Origin of the sequence: Streptomyces sp. MUSC 14, assembly GCF_001866675.1 — a bacterium.
In the GTDB taxonomy this organism is placed as follows: Bacteria; Actinomycetota; Actinomycetes; order Streptomycetales; family Streptomycetaceae; genus Streptomyces.
In genome coordinates, this window is the sequence record NZ_MLYN01000050.1 from 55,738 (window position 1) to 81,567 (window position 25,830).

26 protein-coding genes and 1 pseudogene are annotated in these 25,830 nt (G+C 69.0%); 7 read left to right on the forward strand and 20 right to left on the reverse strand.

Annotated elements, in window-relative coordinates:
• Positions 1-10 precede the first annotated feature (10 nt).
• Positions 11-910, forward strand: a complete 900-nt coding sequence (locus BIV25_RS30375; protein ID WP_071375661.1) for an aminoglycoside phosphotransferase family protein — start codon at positions 11-13, stop codon at positions 908-910.
• Between the two features lie 57 nt (positions 911-967).
• On the opposite strand, the gene BIV25_RS30380 is transcribed toward BIV25_RS30375, so the two are convergent.
• On the reverse strand, positions 968-2,671 hold the full coding sequence (locus BIV25_RS30380; RefSeq protein ID WP_071375662.1) for a proline--tRNA ligase: 1,704 nt from the start codon (positions 2,669-2,671) through the stop codon (positions 968-970).
• 73 nt (positions 2,672-2,744) lie between these two features.
• Positions 2,745-3,275 carry a GNAT family N-acetyltransferase gene (locus tag BIV25_RS30385; RefSeq protein WP_071375663.1) on the reverse strand — a complete coding sequence of 177 codons (531 nt, stop codon included), beginning with the start codon at positions 3,273-3,275 and terminating at the stop codon, positions 2,745-2,747.
• A 139-nt stretch (positions 3,276-3,414) separates the two neighbouring features.
• On the opposite strand from BIV25_RS30385, the gene BIV25_RS30390 reads away from it, so the two are divergent.
• On the forward strand, positions 3,415-4,488 hold the full coding sequence (locus tag BIV25_RS30390; RefSeq protein WP_071375664.1) for a questin oxidase family protein: 1,074 nt from the start codon (positions 3,415-3,417) through the stop codon (positions 4,486-4,488).
• An 18-nt stretch (positions 4,489-4,506) separates the two neighbouring features.
• Here the strand turns inward: BIV25_RS30390 and BIV25_RS30395 are convergent, their stop codons facing one another.
• The 11 genes and pseudogenes from BIV25_RS30395 to BIV25_RS30445 all read right to left on the reverse strand — a co-directional run bounded on the left by BIV25_RS30395 (position 4,507) and on the right by BIV25_RS30445 (position 12,557).
• A complete protein-coding gene (locus BIV25_RS30395) occupies positions 4,507-5,355 on the reverse strand; it encodes a GNAT family N-acetyltransferase (RefSeq protein ID WP_071375665.1) in 849 nt (282 codons plus the stop codon).
• Between the two features lie 66 nt (positions 5,356-5,421).
• On the reverse strand, positions 5,422-5,838 hold the full coding sequence (locus BIV25_RS30400; protein WP_071375666.1) for a barstar family protein: 417 nt from the start codon (positions 5,836-5,838) through the stop codon (positions 5,422-5,424).
• Between the two features lie 6 nt (positions 5,839-5,844).
• A complete protein-coding gene (locus BIV25_RS30405; protein ID WP_071375667.1) occupies positions 5,845-6,153 on the reverse strand; it encodes a hypothetical protein in 309 nt (102 codons plus the stop codon).
• On the reverse strand, positions 6,143-6,643 hold the full coding sequence (locus BIV25_RS30410) for an Imm50 family immunity protein (protein ID WP_071375668.1): 501 nt from the start codon (positions 6,641-6,643) through the stop codon (positions 6,143-6,145). The genes BIV25_RS30405 and BIV25_RS30410 overlap by 11 nt, the downstream gene beginning before the upstream one ends.
• The gene (locus tag BIV25_RS30415; protein ID WP_071375669.1) at positions 6,640-6,894 is read right to left on the reverse strand and encodes a hypothetical protein; all 255 of its coding nucleotides are present in this window, start codon (positions 6,892-6,894) and stop codon (positions 6,640-6,642) included. The genes BIV25_RS30410 and BIV25_RS30415 overlap by 4 nt, the downstream gene beginning before the upstream one ends.
• A gap of 34 nt (positions 6,895-6,928) precedes the next feature.
• Positions 6,929-7,318: an Imm50 family immunity protein gene (locus tag BIV25_RS30420; RefSeq protein ID WP_071375670.1), complete on the reverse strand. Its 390-nt coding sequence runs from the start codon at positions 7,316-7,318 to the stop codon at positions 6,929-6,931.
• 79 nt (positions 7,319-7,397) lie between these two features.
• The gene (locus BIV25_RS30425; protein WP_071375671.1) at positions 7,398-7,760 is read right to left on the reverse strand and encodes a hypothetical protein; all 363 of its coding nucleotides are present in this window, start codon (positions 7,758-7,760) and stop codon (positions 7,398-7,400) included.
• Positions 7,761-7,866: 106 nt separating this feature from the next.
• Positions 7,867-10,506: pseudogene (locus tag BIV25_RS30430) on the reverse strand (RHS repeat-associated core domain-containing protein); the annotation flags it as partial.
• A 485-nt stretch (positions 10,507-10,991) separates the two neighbouring features.
• Positions 10,992-11,363 (reverse strand): WXG100 family type VII secretion target, encoded by a 372-nt coding sequence (locus BIV25_RS30435; protein ID WP_071375672.1) that lies wholly within the window; start codon positions 11,361-11,363, stop codon positions 10,992-10,994.
• A gap of 103 nt (positions 11,364-11,466) precedes the next feature.
• Complete coding sequence (locus BIV25_RS30440) at positions 11,467-11,724, reverse strand: DUF397 domain-containing protein (protein ID WP_071375673.1); 258 nt, start codon at positions 11,722-11,724, stop codon at positions 11,467-11,469.
• Positions 11,721-12,557, reverse strand: coding sequence for a helix-turn-helix transcriptional regulator (locus BIV25_RS30445; protein ID WP_071375674.1), 837 nt, complete (start codon positions 12,555-12,557; stop codon positions 11,721-11,723). Before BIV25_RS30445 ends, BIV25_RS30440 begins: the two co-directional genes overlap by 4 nt.
• A 135-nt stretch (positions 12,558-12,692) precedes the next feature.
• Between BIV25_RS30445 and BIV25_RS30450 the strand changes: the two genes are divergently transcribed.
• The gene (locus BIV25_RS30450) at positions 12,693-13,124 is read left to right on the forward strand and encodes an ATP-binding protein (RefSeq protein ID WP_256256265.1); all 432 of its coding nucleotides are present in this window, start codon (positions 12,693-12,695) and stop codon (positions 13,122-13,124) included.
• Positions 13,125-13,147: 23 nt separating this feature from the next.
• Here the strand turns inward: BIV25_RS30450 and ispG are convergent, their stop codons facing one another.
• The 6 genes from ispG to dxr all read right to left on the reverse strand — a co-directional run bounded on the left by ispG (position 13,148) and on the right by dxr (position 19,183).
• On the reverse strand, positions 13,148-14,305 hold the full coding sequence (gene ispG, locus BIV25_RS30455; protein ID WP_071375675.1) for a flavodoxin-dependent (E)-4-hydroxy-3-methylbut-2-enyl-diphosphate synthase: 1,158 nt from the start codon (positions 14,303-14,305) through the stop codon (positions 13,148-13,150).
• Between the two features lie 168 nt (positions 14,306-14,473).
• Positions 14,474-15,133 (reverse strand): transposase, encoded by a 660-nt coding sequence (locus BIV25_RS30460; RefSeq protein ID WP_071375676.1) that lies wholly within the window; start codon positions 15,131-15,133, stop codon positions 14,474-14,476.
• 24 nt (positions 15,134-15,157) lie between these two features.
• Positions 15,158-15,334: a hypothetical protein gene (locus tag BIV25_RS50505; protein WP_177235472.1), complete on the reverse strand. Its 177-nt coding sequence runs from the start codon at positions 15,332-15,334 to the stop codon at positions 15,158-15,160.
• Positions 15,319-16,428 carry a recombinase family protein gene (locus BIV25_RS30465; protein WP_071375677.1) on the reverse strand — a complete coding sequence of 370 codons (1,110 nt, stop codon included), beginning with the start codon at positions 16,426-16,428 and terminating at the stop codon, positions 15,319-15,321. Before BIV25_RS30465 ends, BIV25_RS50505 begins: the two co-directional genes overlap by 16 nt.
• Positions 16,429-16,610: 182 nt before the next feature.
• A complete protein-coding gene (locus BIV25_RS30470; protein ID WP_071375678.1) occupies positions 16,611-17,915 on the reverse strand; it encodes an RIP metalloprotease in 1,305 nt (434 codons plus the stop codon).
• A complete protein-coding gene (gene dxr / locus BIV25_RS30475; protein WP_071375679.1) occupies positions 17,912-19,183 on the reverse strand; it encodes a 1-deoxy-D-xylulose-5-phosphate reductoisomerase in 1,272 nt (423 codons plus the stop codon). The genes BIV25_RS30470 and dxr overlap by 4 nt, the downstream gene beginning before the upstream one ends.
• A gap of 137 nt (positions 19,184-19,320) precedes the next feature.
• Between dxr and BIV25_RS30480 the strand changes: the two genes are divergently transcribed.
• Positions 19,321-19,785: a lamin tail domain-containing protein gene (locus BIV25_RS30480; protein WP_177235473.1), complete on the forward strand. Its 465-nt coding sequence runs from the start codon at positions 19,321-19,323 to the stop codon at positions 19,783-19,785.
• Positions 19,786-19,917: 132 nt separating this feature from the next.
• A complete protein-coding gene (locus BIV25_RS30485) occupies positions 19,918-20,382 on the forward strand; it encodes a hypothetical protein (protein WP_256256268.1) in 465 nt (154 codons plus the stop codon).
• Between the two features lie 2 nt (positions 20,383-20,384).
• On the opposite strand, the gene BIV25_RS30490 is transcribed toward BIV25_RS30485, so the two are convergent.
• Positions 20,385-22,325, reverse strand: a complete 1,941-nt coding sequence (locus tag BIV25_RS30490; protein WP_071375681.1) for an acyl-CoA dehydrogenase family protein — start codon at positions 22,323-22,325, stop codon at positions 20,385-20,387.
• A 342-nt stretch (positions 22,326-22,667) separates the two neighbouring features.
• Here BIV25_RS30490 and BIV25_RS30495 point away from each other — a divergent pair, with 342 nt between their 5' ends.
• A complete protein-coding gene (locus BIV25_RS30495) occupies positions 22,668-23,681 on the forward strand; it encodes a LacI family DNA-binding transcriptional regulator (RefSeq protein ID WP_071375682.1) in 1,014 nt (337 codons plus the stop codon).
• A 75-nt stretch (positions 23,682-23,756) separates the two neighbouring features.
• A complete protein-coding gene (locus tag BIV25_RS30500) occupies positions 23,757-25,820 on the forward strand; it encodes a TIM-barrel domain-containing protein (RefSeq protein WP_071375683.1) in 2,064 nt (687 codons plus the stop codon).
• Positions 25,821-25,830 lie beyond the last annotated feature (10 nt).

Below are 25,830 nucleotides of genomic sequence, written 5' to 3' on the forward strand. Positions count from 1 at the left end.
ACGCTCGCGCATGGCTTTCGAACCGCCGCCGCGCCTGGTGAAGGCGCTCGGTGAGACGGCACCGGACGGCGACGCCTGGCTGGCGGAGCTGCCCAAGGCCGCCGAACGGGCCGTTGCCGAGCGGGAGTTGACCGTGGAGCGGGTGCAGGTGCCGGGCGGGCGCAGCAGCCTGGTGCTGCTGGTGCGGCGCGCCGACGGCACCCCGGCGGTGCTGAAGCTGGCCCCGCCTCGGGCCCGCCCGGAGAGCGAGCGGGCGGCGCTGGCGCACTGGGGCGGCCTGGGCGCCGTCGAGCTGCTCGACGACGGGACCGAGGAGGGCGTACTGCTGCTGGAGCGGCTGCACCCGGATGTGTCGGTGCGGTCGCTGCCGGAGGCGAAGGCGCTGCTGGAGGCGGCGGGGACGCTGCGCCGGCTGTGGGTCGAGCCACCCGAGGACCATGTCTTCGAGACGGTCGCCGAGCGCACCGGGCGGCAGGCGACGGCCATGCGGGCGGGCGCGCACGCCGGCCCGGAGATGGCGCCGCTGGTCGACGCAGCACTCACGGCCCGCGAGGAACTGCTGGCCGCGCCGCCCGAACACCGGTTGCTGCACGGCACGTTCCGGCAGAGCAAGGTGCTGTCCGGGGAGCGGATGCCGTGGCTGGCGGTGGGTCCGGATCCGGTGGCGGGCGAGTGCGCCTTCGATCTGGCGCGGCTGGTGCGGGACCGGGTGGAGGACCTGATCGCGTCGCCGTCGGGCGCGGCGATCGTACGGCGCCGGATCAAGCGGCTCGCCGAGTCCCTGGAGGTCGACCAGGAGCGGCTGCGCGGCTGGACCCTGTTCCGGGCGGTGGAGTCGGGCGTGCGGGCGCTGCGGGTGGGCCGGCCGAAGGACGGCGAGCTGTTGCTGGAGTTCGCCGGCTGGCTCTAGCCTCCGCGGGCCGTTCCCCGATGTGTGGGGAACGGCCGGGCAGGGGCTGGACCGTGACTAGGCGGTCAGGCGGGCGATCGCGTCCTCGACCGGCAGCTCCTCGCGCTCACCGGTCTTGCGGTCCTTCAGCTCGACGACGCCCTCGCCGGAGCGGCGGCCGGCGACCAGGATCTGCGGGACGCCGATCAGCTCGGCGTCGGTGAACTTCACGCCCGGCGAGACACCGGCCCGGTCGTCCACCAGGACGCGGACGCCCGCGGCGGCCAGCTTCTCGGCGACGTCGAGGGCCAGCTCGGTCTGCAGGGCCTTGCCGGCGGCGACGACGTGCACGTCGGCCGGGGCGACCTCCTTGGCCCACACCAGGCCCTTGTCGTCGGCGTTCTGCTCGGCCAGCGCGGCCACGGCACGCGAGACGCCGATGCCGTAGGAGCCCATGGTGACGCGGACGGGCTTGCCGTTCTGGCCGAGGACGTCGAGCTTGAGGGCGTCGGCGTACTTGCGGCCCAGCTGGAAGATGTGGCCGATCTCGATGGCGCGGTCCAGCTTCAGGCCGGTGCCGCACTGGGGGCAGGGGTCGCCCTCCTGCACGACGACGACGTCGACGTACTCGGCGACCTCGAAGTCACGTCCCGCGACGACGTTCTTCGCGTGGGTCTGGTCCTTGTTGGCACCGGTGATCCAGGAGGTGCCGGGGGACACACGCGGGTCGGCGATGTACGTGACCTTCTCGCCGAGGCCCTGCGGGCCGACGTAGCCGCGGACCAGGTCGGGGCGGGCGGCGAAGTCGGCCTCGGTGACCATCTCGACGGTGGCCGGGGCGAAGTGCGCCTCGACCTTGCCCAGGTCCACCTCGCGGTCGCCGGGCACGCCGACGGCGACGATCTCGCCGTCCACCTTGACCAGCAGGTTCTTCAGCGTGGCGGAGGCCGGGACGCCGAGCGAGGCGGCCAGGGTCTCGATGGTCGGGGTGTCCGGGGTGGGGATCTCCTCCAGCGCGGGCACGTCGGCCGCGTCGACCGGCTTGAGGGCGTAGGTGATCGCCTCGGTGTTGGCGGCGAAGTCGCAGTTCGGGCAGTCCGCGAAGGTGTCCTCGCCGGCCTCGGCCGGGGCGAGGAACTCCTCGGACTTGGAGCCGCCCATGGCACCGGCGGTCGCGGCGCAGATGCGGTAGTCGAGGCCGAGGCGCTCGAAGATGCGCTGGTAGGCCTCGCGGTGCAGGGCGTAGGACTTCGCGAGGCCCTCGTCCTCGGTGTCGAAGGAGTACGAGTCCTTCATCAGGAACTCGCGGCCGCGCAGGATGCCGGCGCGGGGGCGGGCCTCGTCGCGGTACTTGTTCTGGATCTGGTAGAGGATCACCGGCAGGTCCTTGTAGGACGTGCACTGGTCCTTGACCAGGAGGGTGAAGATCTCCTCGTGGGTGGGGCCGAGGAGGTAGTCGCCGCCCTTGCGGTCCTTGAGCCGGAACAGCTCCTGGCCGTACTCGTCCCAGCGGCCGGTCGCGTCGTAGGGCTCACGGGGCAGCAGTGCGGGGAGGGTGACCTCCTGGGCGCCGATGGCGTCCATCTCCTCGCGCACGATCCGCTCGACGTTGGAGAGGACCTTCTTGCCGAGGGGCAGCCAGCTCCAGATGCCGGCGGCGGTGCGGCGGACGTAGCCGGCGCGGACGAGGAGCTTGTGGCTGAGCACCTCGGCGTCCGCCGGGTCGTCGCGCAGGGTCTTCGCCATCAACTGGGACATGCGCTGGACCGGTGCTTTCGCCATGGCTCTCGTACTCCTGCCGGGTAAGGGTGATGGCATGGAGGTTAGCCGGGCGGCCTGTGCGGGCGGAAATCGGTCAGTGCCTGCGCAGCGGCAGCGGAGCGCCCATCACGGCGTACGGCCGCGGCGCGCTCGGGAAGTGGACCCGGCGGGCGAGGTCGACGTACCCGAGGGAGAAGTACAGACCGCGCGCGGGGCTGTCGGTGTCGATCGCGGAGAGGATCGAGCGGGGCTCGGCGGCGGCGTCGGTGATCATGGTGATCAGCCGCCGCCCGATCCCCCGGTTCTGATGACCGGGGTGGACGTGCAGCTCGGTGATGACGAACGAGTCGTCCAGCCAGTCCGCGTTGTCGTTGGCCCGGAGGTAGGGCTCCACGACCGTGGACCACCAGTGCGTACGGGAGTTGGGCATGCCGTAGACGAACCCGACCAGACGCCCGCCACGGGTGGCACCCAGCGCCCGCGCGCCCCGGTACTGCATGTGCCGCTGGACGATCTGCCGGCGTACGGCGACCTCGTCGGGCCCGAGCCCGAAGGCGACGGCCTGCACGGCCAAGGCCTCGTCGACGCGGGCTGCGAGGTCCAGGGGGCCGAAGACGAGGTCCATGCGGGGAGGGTACAGGGAAGCCGACGGGGCATGGTCCGCCTCCGGACGGGTGCGACCGGAGGTCTAGGACCGGCGCAGGGGTGCGGCTCGATCCGGTGGCCGATGACCGGGGTGCGGGTACTGCCTACGGTCGGATGTCATGAGCATCGACAGCACTCTGGACGAGGCGTACGAACGACTGCACCGCAGCGGGCCGGAGTTCGAGGGCTGGCTGAGCAACCACGGCCCGATGGCCGTGGAGGCGCTGGTCAGGAACGGGCACGGGGACCAGGTCCACCGCTGGCTGGACCGCTACATGGACCGGCTGGACGAACTGCCGCACGGCACGTCGCCCGTCACCGCCGGCGAGTGGCGTACGGCGCTGGGGGACCCGCGCCGGCTCGGCGACTGGCTCGCGTACTTCGAGCGCGAGGTGCGGGAGCGGCCCTGGCGCGCGGTGCTGGAGACTTGGTGGCCGAGGCTGCTGCCGGGCATCGCGGCGGGCGCCACCCACGGCGTGATCCGCACGGGCCACGCGGTGCACGCCCTGCTCGACGACGGGCACGGCGGGGATGGCGGCGCCGACGGCAACGGTGGGGCGGATCCGCGGCTGACCGAGCTGGGGCAGGCGCTCGGGTACTGGGCGGCGCGCTGGCAGCCGGTCGCCGTCGTCACGCCGTCCGGGGCGGCCGACCCCGAGTCCGCCCTTGCGGCGGTGCCGCCGGTCCCGGACCAGAGCGCCGGTATCAGCCACCGGCTCGGCCAGCTGCCCGAGACGGCCGGCTGGCCCGCGGCGCCGGCCGCGCTCCGGCCCGCCGCGGACGCGGACCAGGCGCGTGCGCTGCTGGCCGAGGTGGCGTCCGCCGCCGCACTGCACTATCTGCCCCACGCACACGGCTCGGCCGTCATGCTGGTGCACGCGGCGACCGCGCCGATGGCGGCCCTGCGGACCCTCCCGGCGCTCCCCCGCACCCAATGGGTGCCGGCTCTGCACGCGGCATGGACCGCGAGTGCTGCCGTCACCGCGGCCTACCGCCCGGCCGCACCCGCCCCGCGGGACGGCCTGCCGACCGCGCCGGACTCGGCGGAGGAGGTCTTCGCGCTCGCCGCCCGGCACGGGGACGCACACGTCATCAAGCTCGCCGACACCTGCCTCGACGTGCACCGGCGCACCGGACGCCCCGAGGCGCTCGCGGCGGTGGTCCGGGCGGCGGAACTGATCGAGGGGATGTGAACGGGCGACCGGTGACTTTCAGAAGAGGACGCTCATGAACGCGCCCACCTCATGGAAGCCCACCCTGTGGTACGTCCGTCTCGCCGCCGTGTTGAAGTCGTTCACGTACAGGCTCACCACGGGGGCGACGTCGGCGAGGGCGTACTGCAGGACCGCCGCCATGCCCGGTGCCGCGAGGCCCTTCCCCCGGTACTCGGGAGCCACCCACACGCCCTGGATCTGACAGGCCTGGCTGGTCGCGGCGCCGATCTCGGCCTTGAAGACGACCTTGCCGTGCTCGTCGACACGGGCGAAGGAGCGGCCGGAGCCGACGAGTTCGGCGACGCGGGCCTGGTAGAGCAGCCCGCCGTCCCCAGCCATCGGGGACACGCCGACCTCCTCGGTGAACATCGCCACGCACGCCGGCATGATCGTCTCCATCTCGTCCTTGCGGACGCGGCGGACGTACGGGTCCGGGGCGACGTCGGCGGACATCCGGTCGGTGACCATGAGCGGCTGATGGGGCCGGACCTCACGCGCGGGGCCCCAGTGCGGCTCCAGCAGACGCCACAGCCCGGCGGTGGCCTCGGCGGGCCCGACGATGGACGAACAGCGCCGCCCGGCCCTGCGGGCCCGGTCGGCGAAGGCCCGCACAGCACGCGGGGTGGCACAGATCGGCACCAGATTCGCCCCCGCGTAACACAGGGACGTGAGCATGCCGTCCTCGTACCAGCCCCACATCTCGCCGCCGAGCCGCCACGGGTCGAGGCCGGCGATCCGGACGCGCGAGGTCACGAACGCGTTCGTGACCGGCTCGCGGTCGAGGACGGCGAGCGCGGCATCAAGGTCACTCGGTTCGAGCACCCGTGAGGTGGTCTGGGTCAACACGTGCGGGGCCTCGGGGCTGGGGATCTGCTGATCCTCCGCACTGTACCCCGAGGGGTGGTGGAGCGCTTAGTGGTGAGATCCGGCTGCGGGCGGGCCCAGCAGCACGACCTCGAAGGTTCTCCTCTCCTGCCCCGGCAATCCGGGCCTCCCCGTCCAGAAGGTCACCGCGTCGTCCAGGGCCCGCAAAAGGATCTCGCGTTCGTCAGGGGCTTCCGACAGGGCCGCGGCGCCGTCGTCGATGACGACGAGGAAGTGGGTGGCAGTGATCCAGTGGAGATCGCACAGGCAGTCCCGCAGGGCGTTCCAGTTCCAGCCGAAGTAGTCGGGGAGGCGGAGCGCCTCGTGGAACTGGGTGAACACCCCGTCGGCGTCGCGCATCTCCTGCCCCCGCATCCGGGCCGTGTAGAGCAGACCGGCGGGAGGGAGGGCGTCCTTCAAGGGGATCAGGGCGTCGGGTGAGGCGGCACGGATTCCGCTGTCCACAGTGGCTCAGCCCTCCTGCGGCCAGGCTTGGAACGAGCGTGCCCGCTGCACCGACATGTCCGCTGCCCGGAAGCTCAGGGCAGACCCCTCGGCTTCGACCGACATCATGATCCCGTCGTCCGTTCTGCGCAGCTGTACGCCCTTGCGCCCTGGAGCTGCCCAGCCGCGCACCGTCACGTTCCGGACCTCGGTGAAGACGAGGAAGAACTCGACGGCCTCGTCGCCTGCCTGGTCCGTGAACCCGAGGGTGGCCGAGCAGCGCCGCTCGTCGAAGTGCACGTAGAAGAGGTCATGGCTGCTCAGTTCAACGTTCATAGAAGGTCTTCTCGCAGGGGTCGGGAAGCGTCGCGTGCCGCATCGCGTCGACCCTGCTGTGGAAGACGTGCGAGCCCTCGTCCGAGCCGTCCGGTTCCGGGCGGAAGCCGCTCAGATGCGCGGCGAGTACGTCTGCATGACAGGTAAACGCCAGGAAGGTACCGCGATCCGTCGACGCCTCCACACGGATTCTGTGCTCATCGCCTGTCAGAGGTGCCACCGCGACACGGGCCGTCACAGGTGGTTCCCAGGCGGACAGCACCAGGTGTGCGACTGCCAGGAACCGGAGTTGGCATTGCGCCGTGCCGGCGCCCGACGCGGTCCACTCGTCCGGGAGAGGCAGCGGTGGCCTGGGCAGGTCCAGGCGCAGGGTGACCGTCGGCCCACGCCAGTCGAGATGAACGGAACGGAGGCGGACGGAGTCCAGTGGTGGGAGTTCCGGTCCGTAGAGAGGGGCCAGGATTTCCTCGTTCCGAACGGAGAGGTTCATGTCTCCCGCAGCCGCAGCGCGATGTCGATGTCCCGTTGCAGTGCGCTGAGCCGGGAAGGCTCCCGGCTCGCGTCGAGGACGACGACGTGCAGCCGGTCACCGACCTGGGGTGGTGCGGCGCTCGCGTCCCACCAGGAGGGATGCTTCGCCTGGTCGATGAAGCCCACTTCGCCGTCAGCTTCGACCTTCGCTCCCACAGGGGCCACCGCGATCACGGTCACCTCCAGCTCCTGATGATCACGGAACGCCATGCCGCTCCTCACGCTCCACCGCGGAACCTCGGATTCAGACTTCATTGGCGTATGCGGTCAGCTTTGAGATGAAGACTGTGTCAGCGACGGCCCGAATACGAGCCTCGGATGACGTCACGTCAAGGGTGACGCCGTTCTCGGAGGTCAGTGAGACATCCGCTCTGATATCAGTCCCGAAGCCTTCGAGCGCGATCTCCTTGATGCCACTGAATGAAATCTCGACCTGCGTGGTGTTGAAACGCTGCACCGCCCACTTACGCGGAGGCTGTTCCGGGTAACGGGCGAGATCCAGCCGCAGCGTCAAGGTCTGCCCGTCCGTACGGAGTACCACCTCGTGCAGCTGAACGCCGACGAGGTCCGGTGGGTTGCCCTGGTAAACGGAAGTTATGCCCTCCGGATTACGTAGCAGGGAAGTCCAGGACATGCCGACTCAGCCTTCCGGCTCGGGGTATTCGTGCCCTTTCCGGGTCGTAGCGCTGGTCCAGAAAACGGCGAGGGGTACTTTAGTCGTGAGAATCACTCGTGCGCGAGCACACACGAAGGAACTCCCTGACCTCATCGATGGTCGTCTGCCACTCGGAGATCTCGTGCCCGTCTTCGTCGACCGTCGTTCGCGGTTCCACGAAACGCCAGGGCTCTTCCGCGGTGAATTCATTCGCGATCTCTTCGAGGAAAATAATCGAGTTCTGAACGTGGACGACGCTCCCGGACCGATACAGAGGCCAACAGAAAATGAAGTTGCTGTTCGCCGGGTCCGTGATGGACGAGATGAGGCACGATACCGCATCATCCGCACCTTCGAGTACCTGCAGCGCCCGAACCCAGCTGGCCTGATACCGGGCTACGTCCCAGTAGCTCAGATCCATCGGAAAATTCTCTCCGAAGTCCCGCACCGTGATGCGGCCTACCGCTCCGGCGCCTGCTGCGGCTTCGGTGGATGAGGGAGCGGAGACAACCCGAATGGAGAAGCCGTCACTTCTTGAGGTAGTTGAGGTCCGGGTCGTAGATGCCAACCCTCTGCCCTTTCTTGTTGAACATCTTCCATCCGTCAGAGACATTGTGTCCGTCGACGTCCGGCGTGATGTAGTTCTTTCCGTTGAAGAATACGTCTTGCCCATGGGAATCAAAGGGCGCCTTCTGCGGTGAAATTCTCCTGTTGTACCCGAGTTCGGCGGCCCTGTCTGCCGGAGTCGCGGCATAGAGTTCCTTGTTGCCCTCACTCCGCTTCCCCACCATATCCGGATGGTATGGATCCTTCTCCAGCGCCGGCGACGGCGTACAGCCCTCAGAGAGGATCTCCTCGCAAGGCGTCAGCCCGAGTGGGTCGGCCCACGTATGAGGGTTGTGGACGTAAGAGACGGGGTTCGGGGCGGGAGTGAGCCCCAGCGGATCGGGGGTGAGGTAACGGGCCGTTTCCGGGTCGTAGGTGCGGAAGTAGTTGTAGTGGAGACCGGTTTCCGGGTCGTAGTACTGGCCTGGGAAGCGCAGGGGTGTGTAGGCCGTACTGTCGGCTGCCCACGCCGTTGTGCCCCACAGCGTGCTGCGGGTTCGCCAGGCGATGTCGCCCTGTTCGTCCACGAGTTCGTTCGGGGTTCCGGCCAGGTCCGTGACGATGGCGAAGAAACGGGAGTCGATTTCCTTCTGCGGGGCCTCGGCCGCTGTGATGCGTTCCGTCTGCGACAGCGGGCACAGGCCCTGGTGGTCCCAGGTGAGGGTGACCAGGCCGGGCAGGTCGGGAGACGTGGTCGTCTGCTCGCAGAGAGTTGTGCCATCCCAGGTGAAGTCCACCCTTTCCAGCACTGTTTCACTGTCCCCCGCGATGCGGAGTTTTGCTGTACGGCACCCCAGAGCGTCATAGGCATAGCGCCAGCAGGTGCCGTCCGGAGTGATCACCGACGCCAGGCGGTCCTCGCTGTCCCACGTGTAGCGCCAGGTGTCCGGCCTCCGGGACAGGCGGGTTTTCTGGCGGAGGGTGGTGCGGCCCAAGGCGTCGTGTTCGTAGCGCACGTTGCCAGCTCGGGTGATACGGGTGCCCGTGTAGCTGCGGGGGCCGATTGCCTGCTGGCCAGGGTGGTTCGTCGGCCATTTCGCATCGGTTTGGTTGCCTGCGTCGTCGTATGCGTACCGCTCCGTCCAGCCTGCCGCGTGGACCGCTGTCACCCGGCCGGTTGCATCCAGGTCGAAGCGACGGGAGCCGGAGAGGTGGTCGTCCATGGCGGTCAGGTTGCCGTCTGCGCGGTAGGTGTACGCCCTGCTTTGCAGCGCGCGGCCCTCCACGCCTGTCACTGACTGGCTGGTCAGGCGGCCCAGCGGGTCGAAGGTGTGCTTCAAGGCGATCGTTTCGCCGATGTGGCGAGACAGTTCGCGGCCTGTTCCGTCGTAGGCGAAGTCAATCGTACGGCCGTTGGCGGTCAACTGGGCACGGTTGCCCGCGGCATCGTACGTCCAAGCGCTGTGGGCTCCGGTGGGAGTGGTGCGGCCGATTCGGCGCCCCAGGATGTCGTGTTCGTACGTCATCGTGCGGCCGTTCAGCGTCTCCGACCTGAGGCGGCCGTAGCGGTCGCGGAGCAGTTCGAGAGTGCTGCCGTCCGGACCGGCGGCCTCGGCGAGTTGGTCGGTGAAGTCGTAGGCGTACGTGGTGATGGCGCCAACTGCGTTCTTGGTGGTAATCCGCCCCAGCACGTCACGTTCGAAGGAGACGGCCTCGTCGAGGGCCTTCCGGCGTGAGACCAGGCGGGCCGCCGCGTCGTACTCGTACGTCAACGTGCGGTCGTCGAAGTCCGTCTCCGTCACCAGGCGGCCGACCGGATCATAGGCGTACTCCCACGTGAGGCCCTGCGGGTTCGTGACCTTCGTCAGGCGTAGTTCCGTGTCGTGGACGAACTCGTAGCGGAAGCCGTCCGGGCCCGTGCGGGCGGACAGCAGGTCGAAGTGGGTGTATTCGAAACGGGAGATGCCGCCGAGGGGGTCCGTGTGGCTCGTGCAGTTTCCCTCGCCGTCGTACGTCCACGATTCCGTCGTCCCGTCAGGGCCCGTACGACGCGCCAACTGACCTTCCACCGTCCATTCCAGGTGAGTGGTCGACCCGATGGGATCGGTGATGGCGATCGGGCGGCCGAAAGCGTCCCTGGTGTAGCGGGTGGTCGCACCGAGTGGGTCGGTCACTTCGATGGGGAGGCCCGCGCGGTCGCAGACCACCGTCGTCGTGTGCCCCAGGGCGTCCGTCACCGACGCCAGGTGGCCGGCCTGCGTGTAGGTGAAGCAGGTCGTCCCGGCCATCGGGTCCGTCACCGATGTGCGGTTGCCGCGGGCGTCGTAGGTGCGGCGTAGGGAGTTGCCGTCGGTTCCGATGATCCGTGTCGGCAGGCCGTGGCCGTCGTACTCGGCGCGGGTCTCGCGGCCGTCGGGCCGGGCAATGCCGGTCAGGTTGCCTTGGTCGTCGTAGCGGAACGACGTCGTGTGGCCCAGCGGGTCCGTCGTGGACAGCAGGCGGTTGTAGCGGTCGCGGGTGAAGTGGGTTGCCGCGCCCAACGGGTCGATTTCCGTGATCACTTGGCCGGCATCGTCGATGACGTAGCGGCGGGTGTGGTCCTCGCCTGTCACCGCGATCGTGGCGATCTCGGTGGAGACCTCGACGCCCAGGGTCCCGGCGAGTTCCACGACGCCCGCGGTGGCCGCGGCCGCCGCGCCCTCGGAGATACCGGCCGTGAAGATGGCCAGCGCCGTGCCCGCGATGATCGTCGCCCCGACGATCTCCAGCTCGTGCTCCAGCTTGACGACCGCGCCATGGACAGCGTCGGCGTACTTGTCCAGCGCCTTGGCCATGTCCCGGGCGCCGTCGGCCATGTCCTTCAGCCAGCCATGACCGTTGTCGTAGTACCGGCGCCAGCAGGGGTCGTCGAAGGCGGAGATCGCCTCGCCCTTGTTGTCCTCGATGATGCCGCGGGCCGTCTTGTTCGCCGCGGTCATGACTGTCTCGACGTCGTCGGCGAACGCCCGCCACGCCTTGGCCGCCGCCCGCAACTGGTCCTCGTCCGCCGCCGGCCACCACATGCCGGTCATGTCCTGGACGATCTGCTTCGCCTTGTCAGCCGCACTCACTTCGGCTGGCCCCCGCCCTGACCGCCCGGCTTCGGATGGATCCGGCCGAACATCGAGCGGACCAGTTGTTCGTTGTCGATGTGGCCGTCCGCCATGTCGGTCATCGCTTCTTCGATGCTGGCAAGGCCCTGGGCGAGGACGTCCGCGGCGTGCTCGATCCTCGTCACCAGCGGGCCGTAGACCTTGTGGAACTCCTTGCCCTGCTTGTCGTCACCCCAGGGCGAACCGGCCGCCGCGAGCGACGTCTTGAGCTTGGTCAGCGCCTTGGTGAGATCGGTGCTGTGCGTGTGGAAATGCGGAGCGGTCTTCTTCAGATCCTCGATCTTGATGTCGAGAATCTTGCCGTCGCCGCCGCCCTGGTCACCCATGGTGCCGCGCCTCTCCCCGTCAGCCAACTCGTCGGTCCGGAGACCCTAGTTCGCAAGACGCGTTCGCAATCGAGAGCGGCACCAAGGGGCGGTAGAGCCACGTTCAGGATTGCGCAAGCCCGAGGAACGCCTGCCAGGCGGCTGGCGGCACTATGAGGGTGGGGGCGGTGGTGGGGTTCTGCTTGGAGTCACGGATATGGATGCTGGTGGCAGTGGTGGCGATCTCGACGCACTGGCCACCTTCACCGTCGCTGTAGCTGGACTTCCGCCAGGCGAGGGCGACCTCGACGCATTCGCCGCCCTCGCCGCTGCTGTAGCTGCTCTTGAACCACACCAGCTCGGTCGGCTCGTCAACGTTCATGTCTCTCCCAGCAACTTCTCTACAAAGGCCAGTGATTCGCGTGGTGTCAGGGCCTGGGCGCGGAGGATGCCGTATCGCTCCTCCATCTCCGTCACCGTCTGACCATCGGAGTAGAGGCGACTGCCCTTGTGCGCGTCCACGTAGGCGATCCTGCGCCCTTTCGCCGTGTTGATCAAGGTGAAGGTGCCGGAGAGCGCCGCGTGCTCCTCGCGGTCATTAGGCATGACCTGGATCTCCACATTACGCCGTTGCCCGGCGAGCAGGATCTGCTCCAACTGGCCACGCATGACTCTCTGTCCACCCAGCCGCTTACGCAGGAGGGATTCCTCCATCACGAAGCTGATGGAGGGCGCGGGCTTCCGCCCGAAGATCTCTTGCCGGGCAAGCCTCGCAGCAACCCGCTGTTCGATCGTCCCCTCGTCCAGCATGGGACGCCGCATGGTGAACACGGCTCGTGCGTAGTCCTCTGTCTGCAACAGGCCGTTGATCACGAGCGCGTCGTACACGTGCCACCCGACCGCCTCCCTCTCCAACTTCGCCGCATCCCGGAAGAACGTCGGGTACTGCGCCTTCTCCATGTCCTCAAGGAAATCGGTCAGCGCCCCGCGAGCGTTCAGCAACTCGTCGGCTCTCACGATGAACTTCGGCGACGGGATACGCCTGCCCTGCTCGAACGACGCGATGGTCGCCGCCGAGTAGCCGGTGAGGGAGCCCAGTTGGGCGCGTTCCATCCCGGCCTGCGTTCTGAACCTCTTCAGCAACCGCCCGAAGGCGACCGGCATGCCCGAGCCCGGCTCGGACTCACCCTCCGATTCCTGCACTTCCTCGCTCACGTAACCCCCAATGCCCTCGCGCCACCGTCCGTCACGGCGCGCACGCCGACAACGGCACCCCGTCCTCGTACAACCCCTGTTGGTCAAGGTGCAGCCGCTGTTCAACGTTACTGAGCGTGCGGGAGCGTAAACGGTATGAAGTCAGAAATCTCCACCCACGAATTCGCCCGCGAATTCGCGATGCGCTTCACCTCCACCCCTCGCGGCGCACGCCTCGCCCGGCGGCTCGTCTCGCACCGGCTGGACGAGTGGGGGCACCCCTACGCCGGGCCCGCGAACGAAACCCTCACGCTGATCGCAGCCGAACTCGTAGCGAATGCGGTCCGGCACGGGCACGTACCGGGGCGGGACTTCCACCTGAGGCTCACCGGAGCGGGTACCACCCTGCGGCTGGAGGTCTCCGACACCCGTACCGAGCGCCTGCCCGAGCTGCGGGCCCCGCAGGGCGAGGGAGGCCGGGGTCTGCTCCTGGTCGAGGCGCTCGCGGACAAGTGGGGGGTTACGCCCCGGCAGCCCGGCAAGTCCGTCTGGGCGGAGGTATGGCTGAGTCCCGCCACCGAGCGGTGACGGGACTCACGGAGATCGGCGGGTCAGCCCGCGACGGACACCGACGGCTCGCCCGACTCCACGCCCGCGTCCTGCATCTTCTCGGCCAGCTTCATGGCCTCCTCGATGAGGGTCTCGACGATCTTGGACTCGGGGACGGTCTTGATGACCTCGCCCTTGACGAAGATCTGGCCCTTGCCGTTGCCGGAGGCGACGCCGAGGTCGGCCTCGCGGGCCTCGCCGGGACCGTTCACCACACAACCCATGACCGCGACCCGCAGCGGGACCTCCATGCCGGTCAGACCGGCCGTGACCTCTTCGGCGAGCTTGTAGACGTCGACCTGGGCGCGGCCGCAGGACGGGCAGGAGACGATCTCCAGGCCGCGCTGGCGGAGGTTCAGGGACTCCAGGATCTGGGTGCCGACCTTGACCTCCTCCACCGGAGGCGCGGACAGGGAGACGCGGATCGTGTCGCCGATGCCCTGGGAGAGGAGCGCGCCGAAGGCGACGGCCGACTTGATCGTGCCCTGGAAGGCCGGGCCCGCCTCGGTGACGCCGAGGTGGAGGGGGTAGTCGCACTGGGCGGCGAGCTGCTTGTACGCCTCGATCATGACGACCGGGTCGTTGTGCTTCACCGAGATCTTGATGTCGCGGAAGTCGTGCTCCTCGAAGAGGGACGCCTCCCACAGGGCCGACTCGACCAGGGCCTCGGGGGTCGCCTTGCCGTACTTCTGGAGCAGGCGCCTGTCCAGGGAGCCGGCGTTGACGCCGATGCGGATCGGGGTGCCGTGGTCCTTGGCGACCTGGGCGATCTCCTTGACCTTGTCGTCGAACTGCTTGATGTTGCCGGGGTTGACGCGGACCGCGGCGCAGCCGGCCTCGATGGCGGCGAAGACGTACTTCGGCTGGAAGTGGATGTCCGCGATCACCGGGATCTGGGACTTCCTGGCGATCGTGGCGAGGGCGTCGGCGTCGTCCTGGGTGGGGCAGGCCACACGGACGATCTGGCAGCCGGACGCGGTCAGCTCGGCGATCTGCTGGAGGGTGGCGCCGATGTCGGACGTACGGGTCGTGGTCATCGACTGGACCGAGACGGGTGCGTCTCCGCCGACGGCCACGCTTCCGACCTGGATCTGCCGGCTCTTCCGGCGCTCGGCGAGCTTGGTCGGTACGGACGGCATGCCGAGAGAAATCGCAGTCATCTGCTGTGCAACCCCAAGTCGTGGATCAGGATCCGGTCCCGTAACGGCGGGCTCCAGGCTTCGAGATTACGACACCGGCCCGGGCGGGAGCACATCCCGTCCGGCAAACCCACCCGATGGGTGGCGGCCCGGAAGATCATCCTCCGGGCCGCCGCCAACGTCGTATGGCTAGGAGATTTTCACCGGGTTAACCGCGTCCGGGCCGTCCTGCGTGTTCAGGTGAGCTTCAGCGTCGAGCGCCGTACGGATGGCCAACTCCGGCCCCGCCGCATAGCTCAATACCGGCGTGCCCACCCCCTCCTCGTCGAGGAGCTTCACGATCTCCGGCCACACGCCGTCCGCCAACCACGTGCGCTGCCTGAAGCGGACCTTCTCAGGGGCACCGAACCGGTCTGGAAGGTCGCGCCAGAGGATTCCGGTGCGCAGGCGGTGCAGCATCCCCGTGAGGGCTGCTCGCGGATCCAATGGTGACCGAAAGTGATGCGGCCGGTACCTGGAGCGGAGCAGATCCTCGATACGGGCCCACTGGCTGTCCGTGGGATCGGGAGGAACCGGTGTCCCCGTGCGCTCATGCCACCGGATAGTCAAGCACTTCGTTCCCTCCCGGTACCGGAACTCCGGGTCCGCGATGTCCACGCGCACGCCGACCAACTCCATCAGTCGGCGCTGCCCAGAGGGCGAGAGCGACCGAATGTCCGGAGCGACCCCCTCCAGAACAGCCCTGCGCCGGGCATCCCTGTCGCGCAGGTTCTCCAGCTCACTCAGCCAGTCCCGCGCGTGGGCCAGGATCCGGTCGAAGACCCTCTGCTCCGCTTCGAGCTGGCGCATTGCAGCGGCGATGACACGGTTGTACTAAGCCTCGTGCCTCAGATCACCAAGTTCATCGGCGCACTGCGCAACGATCCGCTCCAGCGAGGCCACCCGTTCAAGATGCCGCATCAGCTGCGTCTGCGCCTGCGAAGAAGCCGACAGCATCGGCCTGCGGTGCACCGGCATCGAAGCGAGCAAGCCATTCACGTGCCGTGCCACCTGTTCCTCCACGCGATCAGCGGGAAGAAAGACGCAGCCGCAGGGGTCGGCTGCTTCCCATCCTGAGCATCTATATGTACGGATCTGGTCTTGCTGCGGAAACCCCCGATGTAGGGACGCCCACACTGCCCGCGGATTCGCCCGGTGAGCGGGTACGCCTGGATGGGGTTCCTGCGCTGCCGGGTCAGCGCTGCCATTGCCTCCTGAAAGGCACGGATCCGCTGTACCGGGAGAATCGACGGGAGCGGGATCACCACGGTCTCACCGTGCAAGGGATGTCCATCTCCGCCGAGCCTGGTGCAATGGCCGCCCCGTTGCCGATCAGGACGCCGAAAGACCGCTTCTCCGGCAAACGCCGCGCTCTGCAAGCGTCTGTGAAGGTTCACGGCTGTCCAGCGCTTGCCGTTCCGGGTGGGAATTCCGGGGCTGTTCAGTTCCTCCGCGAGTCCCGAGAGAGTGCGTCCGCCCTCGATCACGAGGTCAGCCAGAAACCTCACCACCTCCGCCTCGCCCGGATCCACTTCGAGAGTCGAGCCGAAGGCGCCCTTCCCGCTGATCCTGTAGCCGTAGGGAGGCGGACCGCCCGGCCATCCGCCGTCGGCCGCCTTCAATTGCCGACCGGACTGTGTACGGCTGACGATTCGCCGATAGTCGGCCTCCACTTCCCGTGCGAGCCGGTCGACCGTGAGCCACCATTCGAGACCAGGTTCACCCAGGGGCTCGGCGCAGCACCCCACCCGCGCTCCGGCGTCCTCGATCTGCCAGATGCAACGCCAGAGGGCCGCCTCCGTTCGCCCCAGACGGTCGAGGCGATGCACGAGGACGAGATTCACCTGCCCCGTGGAGATGTCACCAAGGAGTGCCGTCAGACCGGGACGCGAGTCCGTCGAGCCTGACTCACCCATGTCCTCACGAGCCCCCACCAGACGCCATGACGTCCGCTCTCCCACGAACGCACGGATGGCCTGCGCCTGGGCCGGAATTCCGTACTTGCCCTTCCGCTCCGCCGTGGAGACCCGCATGTACGCGGCGACAGAAACGATCTCTGTGTCATTGGCCTTGTCATCTGCGCGCGGCGCAGTACCTTGCTGCATGTCAGTCCCTTCCAGACTGGCCAGACCCCAGGGTGTTGACGCACCGCTGGGGTCACCCATGAACAGCAAGAACGTACGAAGCCCGCCTCCGCGTCGTACGAAAAATTCGCGCCCTTCACTCGTGTGAGTTACACGAGTGAAGGGCGCACCCTGCGAACATCGCGACAGAAATCGACCGATCCTTAACTGATCTTGACCGGGTTAACAACATCCGCAATCAAGACGAGAACGGTAAAGCAAACAAAGATCCCCGCCACCACATACGCCACCGGCATCAGCTTCGCCACGTCGAACGGGCCGGGGTCCGGGCGGCGCAGGACGCGGGCCAGGTTGCGGCGCAGGGCCTCCCAGAGGGCGCCGGCGATGTGCCCGCCGTCCAGGGGGAGCAGCGGGAGCATGTTGAACAGGAACAGGGAGAGGTTGAAGCCGGCGAGCAGCATCACGAACATCGCCACCTGCTGGGAGGCGGGGATGTTCAGAGTGGCGATGTCGCCGGTGATGCGGGCGGCGCCGACGATGCCGACCGGGGAGTCCGGTTCGCGCGGGCCGTCGCCGAAGGCGGCGTTCCACAGGGCCGGGATCTTGGCGGGCAGGGCGGCGAGGGAGTCGACGGCGTCGCCGACCCGGTCGGTCATCCAGGTCACGGACTCGCCGAAGCTCTGGTGGACCACGCCGGTGGCGGAGCTGAAGCCGAGGAAGCCGGCCTTGACGTACTTGCCCTGGACGTACGTACCGCTGGAGTCCTTCTGGGCGACCAGGTTGGTGGCGATCTTGGCGTGGAGCGTGAGCTGGCTGCCGTCGCGGTCGACGACGATCGGGACCGTCCTGCCGGCGCTGTCGCGGATCAGGTCGGAGAGGGTGTTCCAGTCCTTGGTCTGCTTGCCGTCGAAGGAGACGATCTTGTCGCGCTTCTGCATGCCCGCGGCCTGGGCCGGGGAGGCGGGGTCGGACTTCTTGCAGCTGTCGCGGTTCTCGCTCTGGGCGATGACGCAGGGAGACACCGAGGCGACGGTCGTCGTCTGCTGCTGGATGCCGAAGCCCATCAGGACCGTGAAGAAGAGGGCGACCGCGAGGATCAGGTTCATGAACGGGCCGGCGAACATGACGATGACGCGCTTCCAGGGCCTGCGCGTGTAGAACATGCGCGTCTCGTCGCCCGGCTGGAGTTCCTCGAACGCGGCCGAGCGGGCGTCCTCGATCATGCCGCGCCACGGCGAGGTGGAGCGGGCGGAGACCCGGCCCGCCTCGTCGGGCGGGAACATGCCGATCATGCGGATGTAGCCGCCGAGCGGGACCGCCTTGATGCCGTACTCGGTGTCGCCCTTCTTCCGGGACCAGACGGTCGGGCCGAAGCCGACCATGTACTGCGGCACGCGGATGCCGAACAGCTTGGCCGTGGAGAGGTGCCCCAGCTCGTGCCAGGCGATCGAGACGAGCAGACCGACCGCGAAGACCACTATGCCGAGGATGAACATCAAGGTCGTCATGCACGCGCCTCCGCGGTCGCCGTCGTGGCTGTCAGTTCCCGGGCCCGGGCTCGGGCCCAGGTCTCCGCTTCGAGGACGTCCGACACGGTGAGTGAGGTTCCCGTGACCGGGGTGCCGTGTTCCTCGACGACCCGGGTGACGGTTTCCATGATCCCGTTGAAGGGCAGTGCTCCGCTGCGGAAGGCCTCGACGCACTCCTCGTTGGCGGCATTGAACACCGCCGGGGCCGTGCCCGCGAGCTGCCCCACGTGCCGGGCGAGGTTCACCGAGGGGAAGGCCTCGTTGTCCAGCGGGAAGAACTCCCAGGTGGAGGCCTTGCTCCAGTCGAAGGCGGGCGCGGCGTCGGGAACGCGTTCGGGCCAGCCCAGTCCGACGGCGATGGGCCCGCGCATGTCGGGGGGCGTCGCCTGGGCGATCGTGGATCCGTCGGTGAACTCGACCATCGAGTGAACATACGACTGGGGATGCACGACCACCTCAATGCGGTCGAAGGGAATGTCGTAGAGGAGGTGTGCCTCGATGACCTCCAGGCCCTTGTTGACGAGGGTCGCGGAGTTGATCGTGATCACCGGGCCCATCGCCCAGGTGGGGTGGGCGAGGGCGTCCTCGACGGTGACGTGCGCCAGCTCGGCCTTCGCACGGCCGCGGAAGGGGCCGCCGGAGGCGGTCACCACCAGCTTGCGGACGTCGGCCCGGGTGCCCGCTGCCAGCGCCTGGAAGAGCGCCGCGTGCTCGGAGTCGACCGGGATGATCTGGCCGGGCTTGGCGAGCGCCTTGACCAGGGGGCCGCCGACGATCAGCGATTCCTTGTTGGCGAGGGCGAGGGTGCGGCCGGCCTCCAGGGCGGCGAGGGTGGGCGCGAGGCCGATGGAGCCGGTGATGCCGTTCAGGACCGTGTGGCAGTCGGAGGCGGCGAGGTGGGTCGCCGCGTCCGGTCCGGCGAGGATCTCGGGCAGCGGCTCCCCCGTTCCGTACGCGGCGGCGAGCGCCTCGCGCAGGGGTGCCACGGCCTCCTCGCGAGCGACCGCGACGGTGCGCACCCGCAGGCGGCGGGCCTGTTCGGCGAGGAGGGCCACACGGCCGCCGTTCGCGGACAGGGCGGTGACGCGGAAGCGGTCGGGATGGCGCAGCACGAGGTCGATGGCCTGCGTGCCGACGGATCCGGTTGAGCCGAGGATCACCACGTCCTTGGGGCCGTCGCCCGCGAGAGGGTCGTAGACGAGGTGCGGATCGGCGAGGGGTGCCGGATGGGCGGGGCTGTCGGTCATCTCTCCATTGTTGCCGCATCGGGCAGTGCTCCGGACAGGGCGTCCCCCGGGCGGGTGCGTTAGCAGGTTTCGTTGCCGGATGGAGTGATTCTCCCGATGTGAAGTACCGGTGAAGATCGTGTGATAACTCTTCAGACATGTCGATACGTACCGTGCGGCTGCGCGCCGCCCTGCCCGCCCTCGCCGGCGCGGCCCTGCTCACCGGCACCCTGCTCAGCACCCCCGCCCAGGCGGCCGGGGGCGTACGGATCTACCAGGTCTGGTACGACAGCCCGGGCAGGGACACCCGCTCGAACAGCAGCCTCAACGCCGAGTGGGTGCAGATCAGGAACACCGGCGGCACGGCCGTCTCGCTGAAGGGGTGGGTGCTGAAGGACGCCTCCGACCACCGGTACGTCTTCAGGGGCGTCAGCATCGGCGCCGGGAAGTACATGAAGATCCACACGGGCCGGGGTACGGACACCGCGACGGACAAGTACCAGGGCCGCGGCGCCTACGTCTGGAACAACGACCGGGACACCGCCACGCTCACCCGGCCGAACGGCGCCGGGGTCTCCTCGTGCTCCTGGGCGAAGCCGGGTGCGGGCCACAAGTACTGCTGACGTAAGTAAAGGTGACGTAAGTACTGCTGGTCCAGCGCGAAATCGTGCGCGTGCGGCCGTAGATCATGGCATCCTTCCCGTTGGCGCCCGTCAAGTAGGGCGAAACGGGGAGGAGTCACCACCATGAACCGCATGCGCACGACCACGGCCGTGCTGGCCACGACCGGTCTGCTGGCCGCCGCTCAACTGGGTCTCGCGGGCGGCGCGTTCGCCGCCGCGCAGACGCCGAAGGCCACCGGCTGCCCGATCGACATCGTCTACCCGAGCCGCTTCTACGTCGGCTCGAACCACTGGGTGACCAACGGAGGCCTGTACTTCGGTCTCAAGAGCAGGACGGCGAGCAGCTTCAAGCGGGTCACGTTCACCGTCACGGACACCAAGAACCTCCGCTTCGGCAAGGCCAGGGCGACCGGCGGTCGGATCACCCACAACTCCTCGACGTCGGTGTCGGTCTACGCGGGGACCCTCAAGGGCAAGGCGAGCCTCGGCATGAGGATCCCCACGCATCTGCTCAACACCCGTTCCTACGGCGTGAAGTTCACGCTGCACGGCTCGGGCTGGAACTGCGCCGTCAACCAGGGCACCTGGGGCAACTGACCTCAAGCGCCGTACGGACGGCGTTCGTTCTCCCGTCCCGACGGTCCGGGGGTCGCGTCCGCGATCCACGGGCCGTCCCCGGAGGGGTCGATGATTCCCTCCTCCAGCCAGGTGTACGACCCGGCGAGGACGGCCTTGACCACCGTGTGGTCGACGCCGTCCGTGTTGGTCCACAGGCGGCCGAAGAGCTCCTCGATCCGGATGCGGGCCTGGTGGCAGAAGGCGTCGGCGAGCTGGTAGGCCTCGTGGCCGTGTTCGCCCTGGACGCGCAGCCGTTCGGCCCGTACGCAGGCCGCGCTCATCGCGAACAGCTCGGCGCCGATGTCCACGATCCGCCCGAGGAAGCCCTGTTTGGTCTCCATCCGGCCCTGCCAGCGGGACATGGCGTAGAAGGTGGAGCGGGCCAGCTTGCGGGCCGCGCGCTCGACGTAGCGCAGATGCCCGGACAGGTCGACCCCGTGCTTGAACTCACCGTAGGACGTGGGGAGTTGTCCGGGTCCCGCGACCAGCTTGGGCAGCCACCTGGCGTAGAAGACGCCCGCGTTCGCGCCCGCCTTCGCCTTGTCTGTCAGGGATTTGTCGGGGTCGATGAGGTCACCGGCGACCGACAGGTGGGCGTCGACGGCCTCGCGGGCGATCAGCAGGTGCATGATCTCGGTGGAGCCCTCGAAGATGCGGTTGATGCGCAGGTCGCGCAGCATCTGCTCGGCCGGGACGGCCCGTTCTCCGCGCGCCTTCAGGGACTCGGCGGTCTCGTAGCCGCGTCCGCCCCGGATCTGGACCAGTTCGTCGGCCATCCGCCAGGCCATCTCGGAGCCGTAGAGCTTGGCGAGGGCGGCCTCGATGCGGATGTCGTTGCGGTCCTCGTCGGCCATCTGCGAGGACAGGTCGAGGACGGCCTCCAGGGCGAAGGTCGTGGCCGCGATGAAGGAGATCTTCGAGCCCACCGCCTCGTGCAGCGCGACCGGCTTGCCCCACTGCTCGCGCTCCGCCGACCACTCGCGGGCGATCTTCAGACACCACTTGCCGGATCCCGCGCACATCGCGGGCAGGGAGAGCCGGCCGGTGTTCAGGGTGGTGAGCGCGATCTTCAGACCCGCGCCCTCCGGGCCGATGCGGTTCGCCGCCGGCACCCGGACCCGGTGGAAGCGGGTGACGCCGTTCTCGATGCCGCGCAGGCCCATGAAGGCGTTGCGGTTCTCGACGGTGATGCCCTCCGAGGCCGCCTCGACCACGAACGCGGTGATGCCGCCCTTGCGCCCCTCGGACTTCGGCACCCGCGCCATGACGACGAGGAGGTCGGCGACCACGCCGTTGGTGGTCCACAGTTTCACCCCGTCGAGGACGTAGGCGTCGTCCCCGTCGGGTACGGCCGTCGTCGCGAGGCGGGCCGGGTCGGAGCCCACGTCCGGCTCGGTGAGCAGGAACGCGGAGATGTCGGTGCGGGCGCAGCGCGGCAGGAAGGCGTCCTTCTGCTCCTGGGTGCCGAACATCTTCAGCGGCTGGGGTACGCCGATCGACTGGTGGGCGGAGAGCAGCGCGCCGATGGCGGGGCTCACGGAGCCGACCAGGGCGAGTGCCTTGTTGTAGTAGAGCTGGGTGAGGCCGAGACCGCCGTACTTGGGGTCGATCTTCATGCCGAGGGCGCCGAGTTCCTTCAGGCCCGCCACGACCTCGTCGGGGATGCGGGCCTCGCGCTCGATGCGGGCCGGGTCGACCGTCGTCTCGCAGAAGGCACGCAGCTTCGTCAGGAACTCCTCGCCGCGCCGGACGGAGTCGTCGTCCGGGAGCGGGTGCGGATGGATGAGGTCGAGCCGGAAACGCCCGAGGAACAGTTCCTTGGCGAAGCTGGGCTTGCGCCAGTCCTGTTCCCGGGCGGCCTCCGCCACCTGACGCGCCTCGCGCTCGGTGACGTTGGTACGGGGGGTGGTGGGGGCGGACATGAGGCTCACCTCGCCGCGAAGAGGGATGATTGCGGACCGTTCGCTACCGACCCGTGCTACTGGATCGTTCGTACCCGAAACGGCCCGCCCCCACCACCCCTCGCGCGTCCGTTCAGCCGATATCCACCAGGTAAGCCGTGGTGTCCGGAAGTCGTCGAGGTTCACGTCCGGGCCGGTGGTATAGATGCGGCGGGCGAAGGACGTGGTGCACGAAGAGGCCGTCGAAGCGCTTCGACGACCTCTGGACACCCCACCCCGGCTGCGGCTAGTGTCGATCTCACCCTCACTCGCCCTATCGGATACGCGCACTGTCGAAGCGCTTCACACAGCTTGGAGATCCGGATGGTCACCCTCGCCGAGGTCGCCCAGCACGCCGGAGTGTCGGCGAGCACGGTGAGTTACGTCCTCAGCGGCAAGCGGTCCATCTCCGCCACCACCCGGCAGCGGGTCGAGGAGAGCATCCGGGAGCTGGGCTACCACCCGAACGCCGGCGCCCGCGCGCTGGCGAGCAACCGGTCGAACATCATCGCGCTGATGATCCCGCTGCGCACCGACATGTACGTGCCGGTGATGATGGAGATCGCCATCGCGGTGGCCACCACGGCCCGTACGCACGGCTACGACGTCCTGCTGCTCACCGGCGAGGAGGGGCCGGACGCGGTGCGCCGGGTCACCCGCAGCGGACTCGCCGACGCGATGATCCTGATGGACGTCGAACTGGAGGACGAGCGGCTGCCGCTGCTGCGGGGGACCGACCAGCCCTCGGTGCTGATCGGGCTGCCCGCCAACACGGACGGCCTGACCTGCGTGGACCTGGACTGGACGGCGACCGGCGCGCTGTGCGTGGCGCATCTGGCGGGGCTCGGTCACCGTGACATCGCTGTCATCGGCGAGGCCCCGGCCGTCTACGAACGGCACACCGGCTTCGCCGAGCGCACCCTCGACGGACTGCGCTCCCGGGCCCGCGAGGCGGGCGTACGGGTGCTGCACCGCCCGTGCGAGGGCGGGTACGACGCGATGGCCCTCACCCTGGCCCGGATCTACGACGAGCGTCCGGGCACGACCGGGTTCGTGGTGCAGAACGAGTCGGCGGTGGAGCCGCTGCTCGCCCTGCTGCGCCAGCAGGGCCGGGCCGTGCCCGAGGACGTCTCCGTGGTCGCGATCTGCCCCGACCAGGTCGCCGTGCAGGCATCGGTGCGGCTGACCTCGGTCGCCGTCCCCGCACAGGAGATGGGCCGGCGCGCCGTGGAGCACCTGGTGGCCAAGCTGGACGGGCGCGGCGGAGACGGCGTCGTGCTGCTCGCGCCCGAGCTGACCGAGCGGGCGAGCACGGGACCGGCGTCGGCCACGTCCTGACCTGCACCGACCGTGCCCTCCCCGGGCACACCCCTGCCTGCGTCCCTGTCTGCACTCCTCGTCCCAGGAGCCGCCGTGAACCAGCCTGCCGGTACTCAGCCCGCCCTCGCGCAGCCCAAGGTCAGCCTCGCCCAGTCCGCCCCCACCGTCGGCCGTCTCCAGGTGCGGGAGGGGGCGCTGGAGTGGAGCGGCCGTCAGGAGACGGTGCGGATCGAGCCGTGGGGTCCGGACGCGGTCCGGGTCCGCGCCCGGCTCGGCGGTCCGGTGCTGGAGGGGCTGCCGGGGGCGCTCCTCGACTCCCCGCCGACCGCCGGGGCGGCGATCACGGCCGGTGAGGCGGACGGGAAGGTGACGGTCGGCGCGCTGACCGTCGAGGTGAGCGCCGAGGGCATGCTCCGCTTCCTGCGTACCGACGACGGTGGCGAGCTGCTCGCCGAGGAGCGGGCGCACTTCTGGTGGCCCGGCCCGCGCCTCTACACGGCGGTCGGCAACGGCCACCACCGGCTGGAGCAGCGTTTCGCCGCCTATGAGGACGAGAGGCTGTACGGCCTCGGCCAGCACCAGCACGGGCGGCTGGACCAGAAGGGCCTGGTGCTGGACCTGGTCCAGCGCAACAGCGAGGTGAGCGTCCCGGTGCTGGTGTCCAGCCGGGGCTACACGCTGCTGTGGAACAACCCGGCGATCGGCCGGGTGGAGCTGGCGGGCAACGGCACCCGCTGGGTCGCGGACTCGGCCCGGCAGATCGACTACTGGATCACGGCGGGCACCCCGGCCGACGGTCAGCGCGCCTACAGTGCGGTGACGGGACGTTCGCCCATGCTGCCCGACTGGGCGGCGGGCTTCTGGCAGTGCAAGCTGCGCTACCGCACCCAGGACGAACTCCTCTCCGTGGCACGGGAGTACAAGCGGCGGGGCCTGCCGATCTCGGCGATCGTGTGCGACTTCTTCCACTGGACGCACCTCGGCGAGTGGAAGTTCGACCCGAAGGAGTGGCCCGACCCGGCGGCCATGGTCCGCGAGCTGGACGAGCTGGGCATCAAGCTGGTCGTGTCCGTGTGGCCGTCGGTGTCCCCGCTCTCCGAGAACCACCGGCTGATGGAGCAGCGCGGCTACTTCGTCGGCACGCAGTACGGCCCGCTGGCGCACGCCGACTGGCCGGACAAGGAGGTCGCCACCCCCGTCCAGGTGGCGTTCTACGACGCCACGAACCCGGAGGCCCGCGCGTTCGTGTGGTCGAGGATCCGGGACAACTACCTCGTCCCGTACGGCATCACGGCGTTCTGGCTGGACGCGTGCGAGCCCGAACTGAAGCCCGGCTTCCCCGAGAACCTGCGCTACTGGGCGGGTCCGGGCCTGGAGGTCGGCAATCTGTACCCGCGCGAGAACGCCCGTGCCTTCCACGAGGGGCTGCTGGCGGCCGGGCTCGGCGAGGACGAGGTGATCTCGCTCAACCGCTCGGTGTGGGCGGGCAGTCAGCGCTACGGCGCGGCTCTGTGGTCCGGTGACATCGGCACCGACTTCGCGACGCTGCGGCGGCAGATCGCGGCCGGGCTCAACACCGCGCTGTCCGGGATCCCGTGGTGGAACACCGACATCGGCGGCTTCCACGGGGGCGACCCGGACGACCCGGCGTACCGCGAGGTGATGATCCGCTGGTTCCAGTTCGGCACGCTGTCCCCGCTGATGCGGCTGCACGGCTTCCGCGACCCCGGCCTGCCGCTCGGCCCGGAGATGACCGGCGGTCCCAACGAGGTGTGGTCCTACGGCGAGGAGGCGGGCGCGATCCTGGAGCGCTGTCTGCGTCTGCGCGAGCGCCTGAAGCCGTACATCCTCGAGGTCATGCGGGAGACCCACGAGCAGGGTCTGCCCGTGCTGCGCCCGCTCTTCCTGGAGTTCCCCGGGGACCGGGCGGCCTGGTCGGTGGACGACGCCTACCTCTTCGGGCGCGACCTCCTCGTCGCTCCGGTGCTGACGGCGGGCGCCAGGGCCCGTACGGCGTACCTGCCGGCGGGGGCGAGCTGGACGGACGCCTGGACGGGCACGTCGTACGCGGGCGGTACGGCGGTGACGGTGGACGCGCCGCTGGATCGTATCCCGCTGTTCCTGCGGGACGGCGCGCGGCTGCCGATCGCCGGATGAGACCGGGGCC

Excerpts from the sequence above, each read along its gene's own strand:
- BIV25_RS30415 (WP_071375669.1), bottom strand. The coding sequence starts at position 6,894 with ATGGCGTTCCGTGATCATCAGGAGCTGGAGGTGACCGTGATCGCGGTG.
- BIV25_RS30450 (WP_256256265.1), top strand. The coding sequence starts at position 12,693 with ATGAAGTCAGAAATCTCCACCCACGAATTCGCCCGCGAATTCGCGATG.
- BIV25_RS30410 (WP_071375668.1), bottom strand. The coding sequence starts at position 6,643 with ATGAACCTCTCCGTTCGGAACGAGGAAATCCTGGCCCCTCTCTACGGA.
- BIV25_RS30380 (WP_071375662.1), bottom strand. The coding sequence starts at position 2,671 with ATGGCGAAAGCACCGGTCCAGCGCATGTCCCAGTTGATGGCGAAGACC.
- BIV25_RS30495 (WP_071375682.1), top strand. The coding sequence starts at position 22,668 with ATGGTCACCCTCGCCGAGGTCGCCCAGCACGCCGGAGTGTCGGCGAGC.
- BIV25_RS30470 (WP_071375678.1), bottom strand. The coding sequence starts at position 17,915 with ATGACGACCTTGATGTTCATCCTCGGCATAGTGGTCTTCGCGGTCGGT.
- BIV25_RS30480 (WP_177235473.1), top strand. The coding sequence starts at position 19,321 with ATGTCGATACGTACCGTGCGGCTGCGCGCCGCCCTGCCCGCCCTCGCC.
- BIV25_RS30420 (WP_071375670.1), bottom strand. The coding sequence starts at position 7,318 with ATGTCCTGGACTTCCCTGCTACGTAATCCGGAGGGCATAACTTCCGTT.
- BIV25_RS30465 (WP_071375677.1), bottom strand. The coding sequence starts at position 16,428 with ATGCAGCAAGGTACTGCGCCGCGCGCAGATGACAAGGCCAATGACACA.
- BIV25_RS30425 (WP_071375671.1), bottom strand. The coding sequence starts at position 7,760 with ATGGATCTGAGCTACTGGGACGTAGCCCGGTATCAGGCCAGCTGGGTT.
- BIV25_RS30485 (WP_256256268.1), top strand. The coding sequence starts at position 19,918 with ATGCGCACGACCACGGCCGTGCTGGCCACGACCGGTCTGCTGGCCGCC.
- dxr (WP_071375679.1), bottom strand. The coding sequence starts at position 19,183 with ATGACCGACAGCCCCGCCCATCCGGCACCCCTCGCCGATCCGCACCTC.
- ispG (WP_071375675.1), bottom strand. The coding sequence starts at position 14,305 with ATGACTGCGATTTCTCTCGGCATGCCGTCCGTACCGACCAAGCTCGCC.
- BIV25_RS30405 (WP_071375667.1), bottom strand. The coding sequence starts at position 6,153 with ATGAACGTTGAACTGAGCAGCCATGACCTCTTCTACGTGCACTTCGAC.
- BIV25_RS30490 (WP_071375681.1), bottom strand. The coding sequence starts at position 22,325 with ATGTCCGCCCCCACCACCCCCCGTACCAACGTCACCGAGCGCGAGGCG.
- BIV25_RS30440 (WP_071375673.1), bottom strand. The coding sequence starts at position 11,724 with ATGAACGTTGACGAGCCGACCGAGCTGGTGTGGTTCAAGAGCAGCTAC.
- BIV25_RS30385 (WP_071375663.1), bottom strand. The coding sequence starts at position 3,275 with ATGGACCTCGTCTTCGGCCCCCTGGACCTCGCAGCCCGCGTCGACGAG.
- BIV25_RS30375 (WP_071375661.1), top strand. The coding sequence starts at position 11 with ATGGCTTTCGAACCGCCGCCGCGCCTGGTGAAGGCGCTCGGTGAGACG.
- BIV25_RS30460 (WP_071375676.1), bottom strand. The coding sequence starts at position 15,133 with ATGCGCCAGCTCGAAGCGGAGCAGAGGGTCTTCGACCGGATCCTGGCC.
- BIV25_RS30435 (WP_071375672.1), bottom strand. The coding sequence starts at position 11,363 with ATGGGTGACCAGGGCGGCGGCGACGGCAAGATTCTCGACATCAAGATC.
- BIV25_RS30390 (WP_071375664.1), top strand. The coding sequence starts at position 3,415 with ATGAGCATCGACAGCACTCTGGACGAGGCGTACGAACGACTGCACCGC.